The sequence below is a fragment of the Collinsella sp. AM40-7AC genome (assembly GCF_003468125.1).
Taxonomy (GTDB): Bacteria; Actinomycetota; Coriobacteriia; order Coriobacteriales; family Coriobacteriaceae; genus Collinsella; species Collinsella aerofaciens_O.
In genome coordinates, this window is record NZ_QSGK01000001.1 from 250,158 (window position 1) to 266,468 (window position 16,311).

A 16,311-nucleotide genomic window follows, 5' to 3' on the forward strand; every position below is an offset into this window, starting at 1 on the left:
GACAGATTGTAGCTCTGGGGGCCGCGCAGCGACGGAGGTCGCCGCCGTTCGTTAGAACGGCGGAACTAGTTACTCCTCGTCGTTGTCCTTGGCCTCTTCGGCGTCGTCGGTGTCCACGAGCTGGTTGAGCAGCTCGTCGAGGGAAGCCATGTCCTCGTTGATCGCGCCGTTGGCGGGAGCCTTCTTGTCGTCGATCGGGGCGCCCAGGAGCTCCTCGTCGGCGTCGGCGTGATGCGTCGGCGTGGCGGAGGTGCCCAGCAGGATGTCGTCCGGACCGTCGGGGCTAAAGACCATCTGCAGCAGCTGCGAGAGGTCTTCCTCGTCGGCAACGTCGTCGTTGTTCTCGAGGATGTAGAGCAGGTCGTGGGCCTCCAGGCCGTCACGGAGCTCCTCGATCGCCTTGGCACCGATGCCATCGATGCGCAGCAGATCCTCCTCGGACTTGCCGACCAGGTCGCCGACCGTCTCGATGCCGACCTCGCTGAACTTGTTGGTCCAGCGCTGCGACACGCCCAGGTCGTCGAACAGGTACAGGCGAGCCTTCTCAGCAGAGATGGTGTGGCCGTTGCGGGTGAACGAACCGTCAGCACCGCCGAACTCGTCGTAGCCGGCCCAGTCGAGCTGCTGCGGAAGCTGCTCGTCCAGGTCCTTGAGCTCCACAGGAGCCCACTCGGGCAGCGACTTGGCGTTGGGCGAAGCCGGACCATCGATGTCCACGTAGCCGTCGGCCGTGCGATACGTCAGCTTGGCGTTGGCGTACGGCTTGAGGCCGGTACCAGCCGGGATCTTCTTACCGACGATGACGTTGGACTTAAGGTCGAGCAGGTGGTCGACCTTGCCCTCGATGGCAGCCTCGGTAAGGACACCAGCGGTACGGATGAACGAAGCGCTCGACAGCCAGGAGTCGATGTTGGACGCGACCTTGAGCGTACCCAGGATGACGGGCTCGGCCACGGGAGCCTGACCGCCCAGACGGGCAACGCGCTCGACCTCGTCGGCGAACTCGTAGCGGTCGACGTACTGACCAAGCAGGTACTTGGAGTCGCCGGGGTTGGTGATCTGAACGCGACGCAGCATCTGACGTGCGAGCACCTCGATGTGCTTGTCGTTCAGGTCGACGCCCTGGCTGGTGTAGACGTCCTTAACGCTCTCGACGAAGGTGTGCATCGTCGACTCGATGTCGGTCAGCTTGCGCAGGTTGCGGAAGTTGACGAAGCCCTTGGTGATCTGGTCGCCGGCGCGAACCTCGCAGCCGTCCTCGATCTCGGGCATAAAGCGCACCGAAGCGGGGACGCGACGCTCGTCGAGGACACGGGTGTGATCCTCGGAGTCGGTGAGCGTCAGCACGTACTCGGACTTCTCGGGCTTAATCGAGAGGTGACCGGAGTACGGAGCCAGCTCGGCCTCGCGACCCAGAATCTTCTCGTTGACGTTGCCGACGATATCGAACATACGGCTGACCGTAGGCAGACCCTGCGTAATATCGTCGACGCCAGCGACGCCGCCGGAGTGAATGGTACGCATCGTAAGCTGCGTACCGGGCTCGCCGATGGACTGGGCGGCAATAATGCCGACCGCGGTACCGATGGCGACCGGACGACGGGTGGAAAGATCCCAGCCGTAGCACTTCTGGCACACGCCGTACTTGGAGCGGCAGGTGAGCAGCGCGCGGAGCTTGACCTTCTTGAGGCCGGCATCGACCATCTTCTGGATGTCGGCGACCTTCTCGATGTAACCGTCCTGCTCAAAGAGCACGGTGCCATCGGGAGCCACGACGTCCTCAATGAAGCAACGGCCGACGAGGTCGGTGTTGAGGTCGGTGGTGCCGGGGATGATGAGGTTGTAGGTGACGCCCTCGTGCGTACCGCAGTCCTCCTCGCGGACGATGACGTCCTGGGCCACGTCGACCAGACGACGGGTCAGGTAACCAGAGTCCGAGGTGTGGGATGCGGTATCGACCAGGCCCTTACGGGCGCCGTAGGTCGAAATGAAGTACTCGAGCGGCAGCAGGCCCTCGCGGAAGTTCGCCTTAATGGGAAGGTCGATCGTCTCGCCGGACATGTCTGCCATCAGGCCGCGCATGCCGCCGAGCTGACGCAGCTGGGTCTTAGAACCACGGGCGCCGGAGTCGGCCATCATGTACAGCGGGTTCTCCTCGTCGAACATGTCGAGCATGAGCGCTGCAACCTTATCGGTACAAGCGGTCCACTCGTTAACGACTTCGATGTGGCGCTCCGTCTCGTTGATGAAGCCCTCCTCGAAGTACTCGTTGATCTGGTCGACGTTGGCCTGGGCGCGATCGAGCAGCTCCTGCTTCTCGGCAGGGATGAGAGCGTCCCACACCGAGATGGTGAGGCCGGCGCGGGTAGCGTAGTGGAAGCCGGAGTACTTAATGGCGTCGAGGATCGGACCGACCTTGGCCTCGGGATAGCGATCGCAGCAGTCCGCAACCAGCTTGGCCACGTCGCCCTTGACCATCTTGTAGTTCATGAACTCGTAGTCTTCGGGCAGGCACTGGCGGTTGAAGATGATGCGGCCGATAGAGGTCTCGAAGCGCGCGGTCTTGTTGCCGGTGACGTCGTAGTCGACAAACTCGTTCTTGCCGTTTTTGACGCGGAAGATACGGGTGCCGTCCTCGTTGATGACATTGGCGTCGGCAGCGGACACGCGGACCTGAATCTTGGCCTGCATGTCGACCTCGGAGCGGCAGTCATAGGCGTGCAGCGCGTCGTCGAAGCTGGCGAACACGTGGTTCTCGCCCGGCAGACCGTCGCGGACCTGGGTCAGGTAGTACACACCGATGATCATGTCCTGCGAGGGGATGTTGACCGGCTTGCCGGATGCCGGCGAGCGCAGGTTGTTCGCAGAGAGCATGAGCACGCGAGCCTCGGCCTGAGCCTGGCTGGACAGCGGCACGTGGACAGACATCTGGTCGCCGTCGAAGTCGGCGTTGAAGGGCGAGCAGACCAGCGGGTGCAGGTGGATAGCCTTGCCCTCGACCAGCACCGGCTCAAAGGCCTGGATGGACAGACGGTGCAGGGTCGGTGCACGGTTGAGCAGCACGACGCGGCCGTCGATGACCTCTTCGAGGATGTCCCACACAAAGGTGGCACCGCGGTCGATAGCGCGCTTGGCGCCCTTGATGTTCTCGACCTTGCCAAGCTCGACCAGGCGCTTCATTACGAAGGGCTTGAAGAGCTCCAGCGCCATGGTCTTGGGCAGACCGCACTGGTGCAGCAGCAGCTTGGGGTCGGTAACGATAACCGAACGGCCGGAGTAGTCGACACGCTTACCCAGCAGGTTCTGACGGAAACGACCCTGCTTGCCCTTGAGGGCCTCGGCGAGCGACTTGAGCGGGCGACCGCCACGGCCAGAGACCGGGCGACCACGGCGGCCGTTGTCGAACAGGGCGTCCACGGACTCCTGGAGCATGCGCTTCTCGTTGTTCACGATGATCGCAGGGGCGTCCAGGTCGAGCAGGCGCTTGAGTCGGTTGTTACGGTTGATCACGCGACGATACAGGTCGTTGAGGTCGGACGCGGCGAAGCGGCCGCCGTCGAGCTGGACCATCGGGCGCAGATCGGGCGGAATGACCGGGATGACGTCCAGGATCATGTTCGCGGGGCTGTTGCCGCCCTTCAGGAAGGCGTCAACGACCTCAAGGCGCTTGACGGCCTTCTCGCGCTTCTGCTTCTGGGAATCCTCGTCGGCGATGATGGCCTTGAGCTTCTCGGCCTCGGAGGGGAGGTCGATGGCAGCGAGCAGGTCGCGGACGGCCTCGGCACCCATGCCACCCTTGAAGTACATGGAGTAGTAACGGGTCATCTCGCGGAACAGCGGCTCATCGGAGATGAGGTCGCGCTCGGTGAGCTTCATGAAGGCGTTGAAGGCGTCCGTGCGGAGCTGCTTCTCGTCCTTGCACTCTTCCTCGATGTCGACGATGCCAGAGGCGATCTCCTCGGGGGTCAGCGGCTCCTCGTCGGAGAACTCGTCAAAGTTCTCGGGGTCGCCCTGCTCCTTGAGGGACTCGATCTGGCGGGCGCACTCGGCATCGATCTCTTCCAGATCGGCGGCGAGCTCCTCGCGCAGGTCGTCGGCGTCGGCCTCGCGAGCCTCGTAGTCAACCTCGGTGATGATGTAGCTGGCGAAGTACAGAACCTTCTCGAGGTCCTTGGACTTGATGTCGAGCATACGGCTCATCGGGAAGCTCGTGGGGCTCTTGAAGTACCAGATGTGGGACACGGGAGCGGCGAGCTCGATGTGACCCATGCGGTCGCGACGCACCTTGGCCGAGGTGACCTCGACGCCGCAGCGCTCGCAGACGATGCCCTTAAAGCGGATGCCCTTGTACTTGCCGCAGGAGCACTCCCAGTCCTTGGCGGGACCGAAGATCTTCTCGCAGAACAGGCCGTCCTTCTCGGGCTTGAGGGTACGGTAATTGATGGTCTCCGGCTTCTTGACCTCACCGTGCGACCAGGAACGGATCTGGTCGGCGGAGGCAAGGGAGATCTTTACCGAGTCAAAATCAGTAGCTTCGAAATCTGCCACAGTCAACTACTCCTTATCAGTGGTCGTGGCGGCGACAGCCTCGGGCGCCTCGGCGGTCTCGGCATCCTCGGCCTCGACGTCGGCGTCAACGCCGGCGAGCGCAGCCAGGTCGTCGAGAGCGGAGGTCTCCTCGGCGGTCACAGGGGCGGAGGCGTCCTCGTCGGCATCGTGCATGGGCTCGATGTCCAGTGCGAGGGAGCGAATCTCCTTGACGAGAACCTTGAAGGACTCGGGGATACCCGGGACAGGAACGTTCTCGCCCTTGACGATGGACTCGTAGGTCTTGACGCGGCCCACGGTATCGTCGGACTTGACGGTCAGGATCTCCTGCAGGACGTTGGAAGCACCGTAAGCGTACAGTGCCCAAACTTCCATCTCGCCGAAGCGCTGGCCGCCGAACTGGGCCTTGCCGCCCAGAGGCTGCTGGGTAACCAGGCTGTAAGGGCCGGTCGAACGGGCGTGGATCTTGTCATCGACCATGTGGCCGAGCTTGAGGATGTAGGACGTACCCACGGTAATGGGCTCGCGGAACTCCTCACCGGTGCGGCCGTCGAACAGACGGGTCTTGCCGCGCTCGTCAAGCTGGGTGACGAACTCGGGGCGCATGTGATCGCCAAAGGCAGCGGTGGCCTTGTTGAGCATGTTCTTGTTGGCACGACGGATGACCTCGGCGATCTCGTCCTCCTTGGCGCCGTCGAAGACGGGCGTGGCGGTGAAGAACGGACCGGGGACGTACTTGTCGGAGTCGGCCTGTTCGGTATCCCAACCGCAGGCAGCAGCCCAGCCAAGGTGGCACTCGAGCAGCTGGCCGACGTTCATACGCGAAGGAACGCCCAGCGGGTTGAGGATAACGTCGATCGGGGTACCGTCAGCCATGTAGGGCATGTCCTCGACCGGCAGAACGTTACAGATAACACCCTTGTTGCCGTGGCGGCCGGCGATCTTATCGCCCTGCTGGATCTTACGACGCTGGGCGACGTAGACGCGCACCTGCTCGTTGACGCCGGGGGCCAGGTCGTCGCCGTTCTCGCGGCTAAAGCGGACGACGTCGATAACGCGGCCGTAAGCGCCGTGAGGCATCTTAAGGGAGGTGTCGCGGACATCGTGCGCCTTGGCACCGAAGATGGCGCGCAGCAGGCGCTCCTCGGCGGTCAGAGCGCTCTCGCCCTTAGGCGTGACCTTACCGACCAGGATGTCGCCAGGGCCGACCTCGGCGCCGATGCGGATGATGCCGTCCTCGTCGAGGTTGGCAAGCATGTCCTCGGAGAGGTTCGGGATCTCGCGGGTGATCTCCTCGGGGCCGAGCTTGGTGTCGCGGGCGTCGATCTCGTGGCGGGTGATGTTGATGGTCGTCAGCAGGTCCTCGGCCACCAGGCGCTCGGACACGACGATACCGTCCTCGTAGTTAAAGCCTTCCCACGGCATGTAGGCCACAGTGAGGTTCTGACCCAGTGCGAGCTCGCCATGATCGGTCGAAGGACCGTCAGCCAGAGGCTCGCCCTGCTCAACGGTGTCACCGACGCGCACGAGCGGACGGTGGTTGATGCAGGTGGACTGGTTGGAGCGCTGGTACTTGGCCAGATGATACTCGTCCATGCCGCCGGCATGCTTGACGATAATCTTGGCGGCGTCGGCAAAGATGACCTCGCCGGCGTTCTTGGCCAGGGTGACCTCGCCGGAGTCCAGAGCGGCGCGACGCTCCATGCCGGTACCGACATAGGGAGCGGCGGGGTGAACCAGCGGCACGGCCTGACGCTGCATGTTGGCGCCCATCAGCGTACGCTTGGCGTCGTCGTGCTCAAGGAACGGGATCAGCGTGGCTGCGACGGAGAGCATCTGACGCGGCGAGACGTCCATGTAGTCGACGTCCTCGACGGGCACGTCGGCGGGAGCGCCGAAGGAGCCGTCGAAGTCGCGGGTACGGGCGATCACGGTGTGCGGACGGACAAGCTTGCCCTCGGCATCGGTCGTGATGAACTCGTTGGTCTTGGGATCGAGCGGCGTGTTGGCCGGCGCGATGACGTGCTTCTCTTCCTCGTCAGCGGTCATCCAGTCGATCTGGTCGGTGGCAACGCCGTTCTCGACGCGACGGAACGGGGCCTCGATGAAGCCATACTCGTTGACGCGGGCGTAGAGGGCGAGCGAGCCGATCAGGCCGATGTTGGGGCCTTCGGGGGTCTCGATCGGGCACATGCGGCTGTAGTGCGAGTTGTGAACGTCGCGGACGGCCGTCGGCACGTTGGTGCGGCGGCTGGAGCCGGACTTGTGGCCGGCAAGACCACCAGGGCCGAGTGCGGACAGACGGCGCTTGTGGGTCAGACCGGTCAGGGGGTTCGCCTGGTCCATGAACTGCGAGAGCTGCGAGGAACCGAAGAACTCCTTGATGGAGGCCACGATCGGGCGGATGTTGATGAGCGACTGCGGGGTGATCTCGTCGATGTCCTGGGAGCTCATGCGCTCACGGACGACGCGCTCCATACGGCTCATGCCGATACGGAACTGGTTGGCGACGAGCTCGCCAACGGTGCGGATACGGCGGTTGCCAAAGTGGTCGATGTCGTCGACCTTGAAGCCCTGCTCGCCGGCAGCGAGGGACAGCAGGTAGCGCAGCGTTGCGACGATATCCTCGTCGGTGAGCACCGTGACCTCTTCCTCGGTGGTGAGGTTGAGCTTCTTGTTGACCTTGTAACGACCGACGCGGGCCAGATCGTAGCGCTGCGGGTTAAAGAGCAGGCCCTCGAGCAGGCTGCGGGAAGCGTCCACGGTGGGAGGCTCGCCTGGGCGCAGGCGACGGTAGATCTCGATGAGGGCGTCCTCGCGGGTGAGGGCGGTGTCGCGCTCCAGGGTGCGCTTGATCACATCGGAGTTGCCGAGCAGCTCGATGATGTCGTCGTTGGTGACGGCGATGCCAAGGGCGCGCAGGAACATCGTGGCGCTCTGCTTGCGCTTACGGTCGATGGAGACCATGAGCTGGTCGCGCTTGTCGACCTCAAACTCAAGCCAGGCACCGCGGGACGGGATGATCTGGGCCTTGTAGATCTGCTTGCCCGAATCCATCTCGGAGCTGTAGTACACGCCCGGGGAGCGGACGAGCTGCGAGACGACGATACGCTCGGTACCGTTGATGATGAAGGTGCCCTGATCGGTCATCATGGGGAAGTCGCCCATAAAGACGAGCTGCTCCTTGATCTCGCCGGTCTCCTTGTTGGTGAGACGAACGTCGGTCAGAAGCGGAGCCTGATAGGTCATATCCTTCTCGCGGCACTCCTCGACGGTGTGCGCGGGGTCGCCGAACTGATGCTCGCCGAAGGTAACCTCGAGAACATGGTTCTGGCTCTGGATGGGGCTGGATTCCTTGAACGCCTCACGAAGGCCCTCGTCCTTAAAACGCTCAAAGGATTCCCTTTGAACAGAGATAAGGTTGGGGAGCTCCATGGCCTCCGGGATTTTCCCGAAGCTGACGCGCTTGCGCTCAGTGGCAGTGTATGCGTAGGTCACCAGGTTTTTCCTCCTTCACGGAAATGCTCGGTGGGTTGGCGAGGCATAGCTTCGCCAGTTATCGCAACCTAATAGTTTATCAGGTACCGACCGTTGGGCAAGAAAAGCCTTGACGCGATTGAGTTTTTGGAGTAGCAAAGTTTTTCGGCAGAAAATATGCAGGTAGATGTATGTGTATCGAACATCTGTTCATATATTTTCTGTGAACAGAGGGCCGGCAATCGCAGCTCTTATAAAAAACGGGCGCGAACCGAGGTCCACGCCCGTAAATGTCGATGCCCGAAGGCTTACTTGCGCATCAATCCGCCGCGCTCGTCGATGGCGTCCCAGAAGGCATCGGCAAAGCGGGGGTCGCTTGCAGCCATGAGGGCGTTGGTGGCCATCCAGCCAGAGGGAGTGCCGGTGTCGTAGCCCGACAGCGGGTCGATGACGACGGCGTACATGGCCTCGCGGTCGAGCGAACGGGCCATGGCGTCGGTGAGTTGGATCTCGCCGCCCTTGCCGGCCTGCTGATCTGCCAGCAGGTCCATGACCAGCGGGCTCAGCAGGTAGCGACCGACGATGTACAGGTTGGACGGAGCAGCCTCGGGAGCGGGCTTCTCGACCAGACCGCCGATGCGCCAGACAGCGCCCGGCTCGGCATCGGCAACGTCCTCGGCGCCCTCGAGCGAACCGACGCGCTCGCCGGCGATAACACCGTAGCGGCTGACTTCCTCGGGTGAGCAAGCAGCGACGGCGATAACCGAAGCGCCACCGTGCTCCTTGGAAACGGCGAGCATCTTGTCGCAGATGTCGCGGTTAGGCACAACGTAGTCGCCCAGAAGAACCAAGAAGTTCTCCCCTGCCACGGCGTCGGCAGCAGAGCGGATAGCATGGCCGAGGCCCTTGGGCTCGTACTGATAACGGAAGTCGACCGGCATACCGCCAGCGTGGGCGACGGCATCGGCATAGGCGTTCTTGCCGCGCTCGCGCAACAGGTTCTCGAGCGAACGGTCGGGCTGGAAGTAGTTCAGCAGCTCGGGCTTGCCGGGCGAGGTAACGATGATGGCGTCGTCGACCTCCTCGGGGTCGAGTGCCTCCTCGACGACATACTGGATGACCGGCTTGTCGAGCACCGGCAGCATCTCTTTGGGCGTGCACTTGGTGCCAGGCAGAAAACGCGTGCCAAGACCGGCGGCGGGGATGATTGCCTTCATGTTATTCAAAGATCCTTTCGCAGGCGCAAAAGCGCCCCGTGCGTGCGGCGCACAGCCGCAGACCAAATTGCGATACCCAAGCATCTTACCGCTGGAACTATATGTCGCTACAAGGCAGAGACAATTCTTCAGCAGGTCAACGCAAATTATTGCTCGAATGGTGCAATTTTATTGCCCAACGACAGGGCACCCGATACGACGCAAATCACAGAACATGGCAGTTTGAGCAACCGATGCCGAGGGGCCAAAAAACAAAAAAGACGGGGCTCGCAATGCGAACCCCGTCTGCAAAGAAATCTGGCGAGAAAGCCTGATTACTTGAGGGTGACAGCAGCGCCAGCAGCCTCGAGCTTCTCCTTGGCAGCCTCGGCGTCCTCCTTCTTGGCACCCTCGAGAACAGCCTTGGGAGCGCCCTCGACGACCTCCTTGGCCTCCTTCAGGCCAAGGTTGGTGAGCTCACGGACGGCCTTGATGACCTGGATCTTGTTGTCGCCGAAGCCCTCGAGCACGACGTCAAACTCGGTCTTCTCCTCGGCCTCAGCAGCGCCAGCAGCGGGAGCGGCGACAACAGCGGCAGGAGCAGCGGCGGAAACGCCGAAGGTGTCCTCGATAGCCTTGACGAGCTCGGAAGCCTCGAGAAGGGTCATTTCCTTAAGAGCATCGATGATCTCATCGGTGGTAAGCTTAGCCATTTCTAAGTCCTTTCGGTTTCCGTGTCTGTGCACGGAGATCAGTTAAAACACGGCGCGAATGCGCCAGGGGTGCGGCGTTGCCGCCGCGGGTGAAAACAGCGACTAGGCTGCCTTCTGCTCGGAGACCTGCTGGATCGAACGAGCGAGACCAGAGGAAACGCCGTTGACGCAGACAGCAATGTCGCGAGCGAAACCGGAGATGAGACCGGCGATCTGACCGAGAAGCTGATCCTTGGTGGGCAGCTCGGCGATAGCCTTAACATCATCAGCGGAAACGGCCTTGCCGTCGGAGATACCACCCTTGATCTCAAGGACGCCCTTGGACTTAGCGGAGAAGTCCTTAAGGGCCTTAGCGGCCTCGACCGGCTCGGTCTCGTAGAACACATAAGCGACGGGGCCGGCGAGGATCTCGTCGATCTCGGGCTGCTCCTGGTTCTTGAGAGCGATCTTGACCAGGTTGTTCTTGTAGACCTTCATCTCGGCGCCGCACTCGCGAAGCTGATGACGCAGCTCCTGAGCCTGCTTAACCGTCAGACCGTTGTAGTTGACGACGAACAGACCGGCGTTCTCGGCGATACGGGACTCGATCTCTGCAACCTTGTCGATTTTGTACTGCTGGGGCATAAATTACACCTCCTCGAATTCTTTCCGGGCACGGTCCGCCACAAGGACGTGACGGGGGCATGTCCAAAAAGAAAGCCCCCGCGCTGCATGAGCGACGGGGGCGAGAAGACATATCTACTCGACCACCTCGGCTGGCGGGATATCCCATTAAGCTCGCGGGCGATGCCCGTTTGCACCGGCTGTCTCTGGCAGCGGATTCGTGCGTGAACCGAAAGTATTATGGCGGGGACCCCGGCGTCGGTCAACGGGCGCGAGGATTCGTCCACAAACCCTGCATACGCTCCGGCCCGAGGGGACGGGTCGAGATTTTCGCTCGGTCAAGTCCTGGCTCGCACGAAGGCCACATTAAGTGGCCTTCGGCTCGTGCGGAATCTACGAAAATCTCGACCCGTCCCCTCGGGCCGGAGCTGCAGTAACTTTGCGGCGAATCCTCGTGTCCGTTGAGCGGCGCGCCCCACTCACAATCCTTAAGTCGGTGGGCTGATGTGTTGCGTCCCTGGTGGCTATAGAGTTGAGACGAAGGTGGACAGGCGGCGGAGGCCTTCGTCTAGGTCTTTGTCGGAGACGCAGTAGCTTAGGCGGATGTGGCCTTCGGTGCCGAAGCAGTTTCCGGGAACTAGGGCTACGTTGGCCTCTTTGATGGCTTTGATGCAGAAGTCTTCGCTTGTTAGGTCGAACTGCTTAATGCTGGGGAAGGCGTAGAAGGCGCCTGCCGGTTCTACTACGTCGAGGCCCATGGCGTTTAAGGCTGCGAGCACGCGTTCGCGGCGGGCTCGGTAGACTTTGAGCATGGGGGTTGGGTCGACGGTCAGGGCTCGGGCTGCGGCGTCCATTTCGAAGGAGACAGCACTCGATACTAAGTATTGGTGAGCCTTTGCGATCTCGGCGATGACGGGGGCTGCGGCTGCGAGCCAGCCCAAGCGCCAGCCGGTCATGGCCCAGGGCTTGGAGAAGCTCTCGATGACTACCGTCTGCTCGCGCAGTTCTGGGTGTCGCTGGGCAAAGCGCTCGTAGCCATCCACATAGACCAGACGGTTGTACACGTCGTCGCAGACCACGTAGATGCCCGCCTGCTCCGCCACGTGCGCCACGGCGTCGAGCGAAGCCGCGTTGAGGATGCAGCCCGTGGGGTTGTTGGGCGAGCAGATGACGATGGCTTTGGTCGCCGGCGTCACGCAAGCACGAAGTGCGTCTTCGTCAATCTGAAATTGCGCAGGCTCCGTATCCAAAAAGACCGCCTTGGCATGGTTGGCCACGACGATGCTCTCGTACAGGCCAAAGGCCGGCGTGGGGATAATGACCTCGTCGCCGGGGTTGAGCATAGCCATGAATGTTGCCGACAGGGCCTCGGTCGCGCCGTCGGTTAGGATGACCTCGTCGGCCGAAAACGCCAGGCCCGCGTCATCCATATATTTGGACAGTGCATCACGCAGGGCGGGGCGACCGTTGTTGGGCGGATAGTGCGTGTCACCGCGGTCCAGCGCGGCGGTCACCTCGGCGCTAATCACATCGGGCGTGGGAAAATCGGGCTCGCCGAGCGCAAGCGCGATGCACCCCGGGTGCTGGGCGGCGAGCGCGTTGATCCGGCGGATACCGGAGGGCTTGAGCGTGGCAAGCGAGGTATTCATGGGCAGTCGCATGGCGTTCCTTTCGTAAGGGTTGCACTAGGATAGCGCGGCGGGGCGCCGCCAGACGGTGTAACCTAAACGGAAACGAGCCGGAAAGGAGATGGCATGGAGACGACCGCGCGTAGCGACGTACCAAAAACACTGCAAACCATTGCGTATATCAGCATTCCCAATAGCGCCGATCTTGAGTTTTTGCTTTGGGACCTGCAGGATGCCATCGCCGCCTATGCACAGCTTTCCGGCACTGCACTCCCCCGCCCAGTCGACTTGAAGGCAAATGACGCCGGCAGCGTTGCCGATGGCATCGTGCTGGCCATTGAAGATATGGCTGACGATGAGACGTTGACAGCCATCGAGCAGGCGCTTGAGCGCTTTGGCAGTACGGGAACGCGTGTCTACGCCGTGATTAGAGCCGCACAACAGGGCGCTGAGCAGGCGCGTGGGACCGCCGTTCGCTTGCACAAGGCATGCGAGCGCCATGACCAATTGTGGTGTGGCGGCGTTGCCATCTGCGCCGGCAGCGGCATCGCAGCGCTTCGCCATTCCCCACGCATGGGACTCTTGCGGCGACCATTTTCGGAAGCGATGGATAAGCTTGTGGGCGCTGTGCGCATGGGCTGCTCCGTCGAGCATGCACAGCGACTTGGCGGCGGCAATGCCGCCAACGTCGACGCCGACGGCATGGTTTGCGCCGAGCCAGCCGTGCCCGCGCCGGTCTGGCGAGGCGTTCTGAAACACCTCGGCGCCCACACTCAATCAATAATCTAAATTAATGAGCTGCCCAGTCAACGGCTTCACTCCAACGCTCGACAAGCCGCTCCAAACGCCACGCCGCGTTGGCAGGACTTGTCGAGGGCAGGACGATGGCGGGCAGCCCCGTCCGATCTTGCAAGTAGCGTTTGTAGAGTCGCCCTGCCGTGCCGCCGTTACAGACAACGGCCTCGATCGGCGCGGCATCGGTAATGCACTCGATATGTGCCGGCACAACGTTGCGAATGCTCGCGTCACTCGAGCCCTTAATGTCGCAGCCCTCAATCACATCCCACAGGGCTACGCCGCCGTTCAGCAGCATGGATCGCTTGGCGGCAATCGAGGCGTCGAGCGTCGCAGGCTCGCTGCCTGCCAAAGGGTCGCCCTCGTTGGGCGGCACGGGCACACCGAGACACGCGGCCATCACGCGCCAAAAGCGATTCTGAGGGTTGCCGTAATAAAAGGCATTGGCGCGCGAAAGCACCGAGGGAAACGACCCCAGCACCAAAACGCGCGAGTGCTGGTCGAACACGGGCTCAAACCCATGCTCAATATGTTGATAGCCCACGTCGGACGCAGCCATGGCCTAGGCCCTCAACAGATAGCGCACCTCGTAGGGCGCAAGCTCAAGGGAGCCCGCCAGCTCGACCGTGGGCACGCCGTCGCCAAGCAGGTCGACGAAGGAGCCGTTGAGCTCGCCGGCGCCAAAGGTGTAAGGCTCGTCCACGGCGTTCACCGCCACGAGCACCGTCGCGCCGTCACAGGCGCGCTCGAACAGCAGCTGCTTGTTCTGGATCACCACGTTGCGATAGGCACCGTAGTTGAGAGCACGGGCAGCCGCGTCGTCGGCCGAGCGAAGGTGCGCAAGCCGCGTGATGAACGCCGTCAGCTCGTTGGGCGCAGGCTCATCGAGCGCAGGGCGCAGCGCCCAGTCGCCATCGGGGCCGCCCTTTTCGCCAGCAATTCCCCACTCGCTGCCATAGTAGACGCACGGGATGCCTGGCATGCCAAAGAGCATGCCGTAGGCAGGACGTAGACAGGACTTGTCGGTGAGGATGCTCGCCAGGCGCGGTACATCGTGGTTGTCGACAAACGACAGCAGATGTTTGCCGCGGTAGATGCACCACGGATCGCCGCCAAACTGGCGGTGCAGCGAATGGGCGATCTCGAACATATTGACCGAGTTAAAGCTGGAGTACAGGCCCTTGTAGCACTCGTAGTTGGTGCAGGAGTCGAGCATCTCGTCGTTGACGATCTGGTTGTAGTCGTCGTGGAGCGTCTCGCCGATCAGCACAAAGTCGGGCTTGAGCTCACGGGCAAAGGCGTGCAGGCGGCGCATAAAGTCGCGGTCGAGCATATAGGCAACGTCCAGGCGCAGGCCGTCGACGCCAAAGACGTCGGCCCAACGGCGCACAGACTCGAGCAGGTAATCGACCACAGCGGGATTTTGCAGGTTGAGCTTCACAAGCTCAAAATGGCCTTCCCAGCCCTCGTACCAAAAGCCGTCGCCATAGCAGGAATCTCCGTCAAAGCTAATATGGAACCAGTCCTTGTAGGGCGAGTCCCACTTGCGCTCCTGCACATCGCGGAAGGCCCAAAAGCCGCGACCGACGTGGTTGAAGACGGCATCAAGCACCACGCGGATGCCATGGGCGTGCAGCGTGTCGCATACGGCGGCAAAGTCGGCGTCCCCACCCAGGCGACGGTCGATATGGCGCAGGCTGCGCGTGTCGTAGCCATGGCTATCGGACTCAAGCGGAGGGTTGATCAGCACGGCACCGATACCGAGCTCCTGCAGGTAATCGGCCCATTGGGCGATTTTCATGATGGGGGCATCGGGATTGGACGCGGTACCGGCAGCTTGGGAGAGCTCGTCCTCGGCAACGGGCGCGACGTTCTCGCGCGGAGCTCCACAAAAACCCAGCGGATAGATCTGGTAGAACGTCGTCTCGTATGCCCACATAGCAACCTCCCGGTAATCTTTCACGCAACGCCATCCATTGTATGCCCGCCGCGCATCCCCTCCCCCAAAATAAGTTGCGGTGAAATAGGGACTGTTGAGACCAATAAACCGGGCAAACAGTCTCTATTCCACCGCAACTGATGAGGGAACGTGATTAGGCGACGGGCTTTGCGCGGCGTATGGCCGGGAACAGCACCGTAATGGCGAGGATGACGCCCACGACGGTAATCGCCCCGCCCGCGAAGCCAATCCAGGTGATACCGGGACCCGAAACCACGGCGCCGCCGATCGCGGTGCCCGTGCCGATGCCGAGGTTAAACAGGCCCGAGAAGATCGACATGGCGACGGCCGACGAATCCGCCGGCGTGTACTTGATGAGCTCGGCCTGAAACGCCACGTTAAAGGCCGTGGAGCAGCAGCCCCATAGCGCGCAAACAGCGAGAACGGCGACGAGCGACGGTGCAACCGGACCCATGAGCAGCAGAGCCACAGGCACGCCGGAGAGTGTGATAGCCAAGAACGGAAAGCGATGGCCATCGAACAGTCGGCCGAACAGCCAGCTTCCGAGCAGACCGGAGCAACCAAACGCCGTCAGCGTCATGGTGATGGCGCTTGCGTCGACATGGGCGACCTGCGCCAGGAAGGGCTCGATATAGCTGTAACCCGCGTAGTAGCCGGTCGCCATAAAGACCGTGACCGCGTAGAGCGCGATGAGGAACGGGTTCTTGAGCAGCTCGGGCAGCTGTTTGACGGTAAAGCGCTCGCCCGCCGGCATGGCCGGGAACACCGCTGCCTGATACACCACCGAAGCGGCAGAGAGGGCCCCAACCACGGCGAATGTCATGCGCCAGCCCACGGCCAGTCCGATGGCGCGGCCGATCGGCAGGCCAAAGATCTGCGCGATGGACGAGCCCGTGGCGATCATGCTGATGGCGAGCGCCCCGTGGCGCGTGTCAACCAGACGCGACGCCATGATCGAGGCGACCGACCAGAACACGGCATGCGCGCAGGCGACCACCAGACGCGCGCAAACCAAAATAGGATAGGTAGGCGCCACGGCCGACAGAAACTGCCCGAGCGAGAACACGGCAAGCACGCCGAGCAGCATACGCTTGAACTCAAAGCGCGAGGCAAACACCATAAGCGGCAACGACAGCAGCATGACGCCCCAGGCGTAGACCGAGATCATGATGCCGGCCTGGGCCTCGGTAAGCGAGAACGACGCGGCGATATCAGTCAGAAGGCCAATGGGCATGAACTCCGACGTGTTGAATACGAACGCGCAGCAGGCGAGCCCGATAAGCGGGAGCCACTGCTTGAGTGAGATGCCATCTTGCCTTGCCTGAGTCATGTAGGAAACCTCTCCGATTGTCTTGAGCGGTGGGCGATTATATAGCAACGACCCCGCATCC

General features: G+C 62.2%; 10 protein-coding genes. 1 reads left to right on the forward strand and 9 read right to left on the reverse strand.

Annotation, left to right across the window (positions count from 1 at the left end; translation table 11 throughout):
- Positions 1-69 precede the first annotated feature (69 nt).
- From DW892_RS01115 to DW892_RS01140, 6 genes are all read right to left on the reverse strand, one after another.
- On the reverse strand, positions 70-4,548 hold the full coding sequence (locus tag DW892_RS01115) for a DNA-directed RNA polymerase subunit beta' (protein WP_187362386.1): 4,479 nt from the start codon (positions 4,546-4,548) through the stop codon (positions 70-72).
- 6 nt (positions 4,549-4,554) lie between these two features.
- Positions 4,555-7,983, reverse strand: coding sequence for a DNA-directed RNA polymerase subunit beta (locus DW892_RS01120; protein ID WP_229071722.1), 3,429 nt, complete (start codon positions 7,981-7,983; stop codon positions 4,555-4,557).
- Positions 7,984-8,333: 350 nt separating this feature from the next.
- Entirely contained in the window at positions 8,334-9,242 is a 909-nt protein-coding gene (locus DW892_RS01125; RefSeq protein ID WP_055250255.1) for a UTP--glucose-1-phosphate uridylyltransferase, read from the reverse strand.
- 314 nt (positions 9,243-9,556) lie between these two features.
- The gene (gene rplL / locus DW892_RS01130) at positions 9,557-9,934 is read right to left on the reverse strand and encodes a 50S ribosomal protein L7/L12 (RefSeq protein ID WP_006235005.1); all 378 of its coding nucleotides are present in this window, start codon (positions 9,932-9,934) and stop codon (positions 9,557-9,559) included.
- 102 nt (positions 9,935-10,036) lie between these two features.
- Complete coding sequence (gene rplJ, locus DW892_RS01135) at positions 10,037-10,558, reverse strand: 50S ribosomal protein L10 (RefSeq protein WP_055250258.1); 522 nt, start codon at positions 10,556-10,558, stop codon at positions 10,037-10,039.
- 503 nt (positions 10,559-11,061) lie between these two features.
- Positions 11,062-12,198 (reverse strand): pyridoxal phosphate-dependent aminotransferase, encoded by a 1,137-nt coding sequence (locus tag DW892_RS01140; protein WP_117765074.1) that lies wholly within the window; start codon positions 12,196-12,198, stop codon positions 11,062-11,064.
- A 93-nt stretch (positions 12,199-12,291) separates the two neighbouring features.
- Here DW892_RS01140 and DW892_RS01145 point away from each other — a divergent pair, with 93 nt between their 5' ends.
- Entirely contained in the window at positions 12,292-12,954 is a 663-nt protein-coding gene (locus DW892_RS01145) for a hypothetical protein (RefSeq protein ID WP_117765076.1), read from the forward strand.
- A gap of 1 nt (position 12,955) precedes the next feature.
- Here DW892_RS01145 and DW892_RS01150 read toward each other — a convergent pair whose 3' ends face one another.
- The 3 genes from DW892_RS01150 to DW892_RS01160 all read right to left on the reverse strand — a co-directional run bounded on the left by DW892_RS01150 (position 12,956) and on the right by DW892_RS01160 (position 16,250).
- Positions 12,956-13,519, reverse strand: a complete 564-nt coding sequence (locus DW892_RS01150; RefSeq protein ID WP_117765078.1) for a uracil-DNA glycosylase family protein — start codon at positions 13,517-13,519, stop codon at positions 12,956-12,958.
- 3 nt (positions 13,520-13,522) lie between these two features.
- Positions 13,523-14,899, reverse strand: a complete 1,377-nt coding sequence (locus DW892_RS01155) for an alpha-amylase family glycosyl hydrolase (protein WP_117765080.1) — start codon at positions 14,897-14,899, stop codon at positions 13,523-13,525.
- A 154-nt stretch (positions 14,900-15,053) separates the two neighbouring features.
- The gene (locus DW892_RS01160; protein ID WP_117765082.1) at positions 15,054-16,250 is read right to left on the reverse strand and encodes an MFS transporter; all 1,197 of its coding nucleotides are present in this window, start codon (positions 16,248-16,250) and stop codon (positions 15,054-15,056) included.
- Positions 16,251-16,311 lie beyond the last annotated feature (61 nt).

What these genes read in the sequence shown, in the direction of transcription:
- DW892_RS01155 (WP_117765080.1), bottom strand. Translation starts at nt 14,899, where the DNA reads ATGTGGGCATACGAGACGACGTTCTACCAGATCTATCCGCTGGGTTTT.
- DW892_RS01140 (WP_117765074.1), bottom strand. Translation starts at nt 12,198, where the DNA reads ATGCGACTGCCCATGAATACCTCGCTTGCCACGCTCAAGCCCTCCGGT.
- rplL (WP_006235005.1), bottom strand. Translation starts at nt 9,934, where the DNA reads ATGGCTAAGCTTACCACCGATGAGATCATCGATGCTCTTAAGGAAATG.
- DW892_RS01150 (WP_117765078.1), bottom strand. Translation starts at nt 13,519, where the DNA reads ATGGCTGCGTCCGACGTGGGCTATCAACATATTGAGCATGGGTTTGAG.
- rplJ (WP_055250258.1), bottom strand. Translation starts at nt 10,558, where the DNA reads ATGCCCCAGCAGTACAAAATCGACAAGGTTGCAGAGATCGAGTCCCGT.
- DW892_RS01125 (WP_055250255.1), bottom strand. Translation starts at nt 9,242, where the DNA reads ATGAAGGCAATCATCCCCGCCGCCGGTCTTGGCACGCGTTTTCTGCCT.
- DW892_RS01160 (WP_117765082.1), bottom strand. Translation starts at nt 16,250, where the DNA reads ATGACTCAGGCAAGGCAAGATGGCATCTCACTCAAGCAGTGGCTCCCG.
- DW892_RS01120 (WP_229071722.1), bottom strand. Translation starts at nt 7,983, where the DNA reads ATGGAGCTCCCCAACCTTATCTCTGTTCAAAGGGAATCCTTTGAGCGT.
- DW892_RS01145 (WP_117765076.1), top strand. Translation starts at nt 12,292, where the DNA reads ATGGAGACGACCGCGCGTAGCGACGTACCAAAAACACTGCAAACCATT.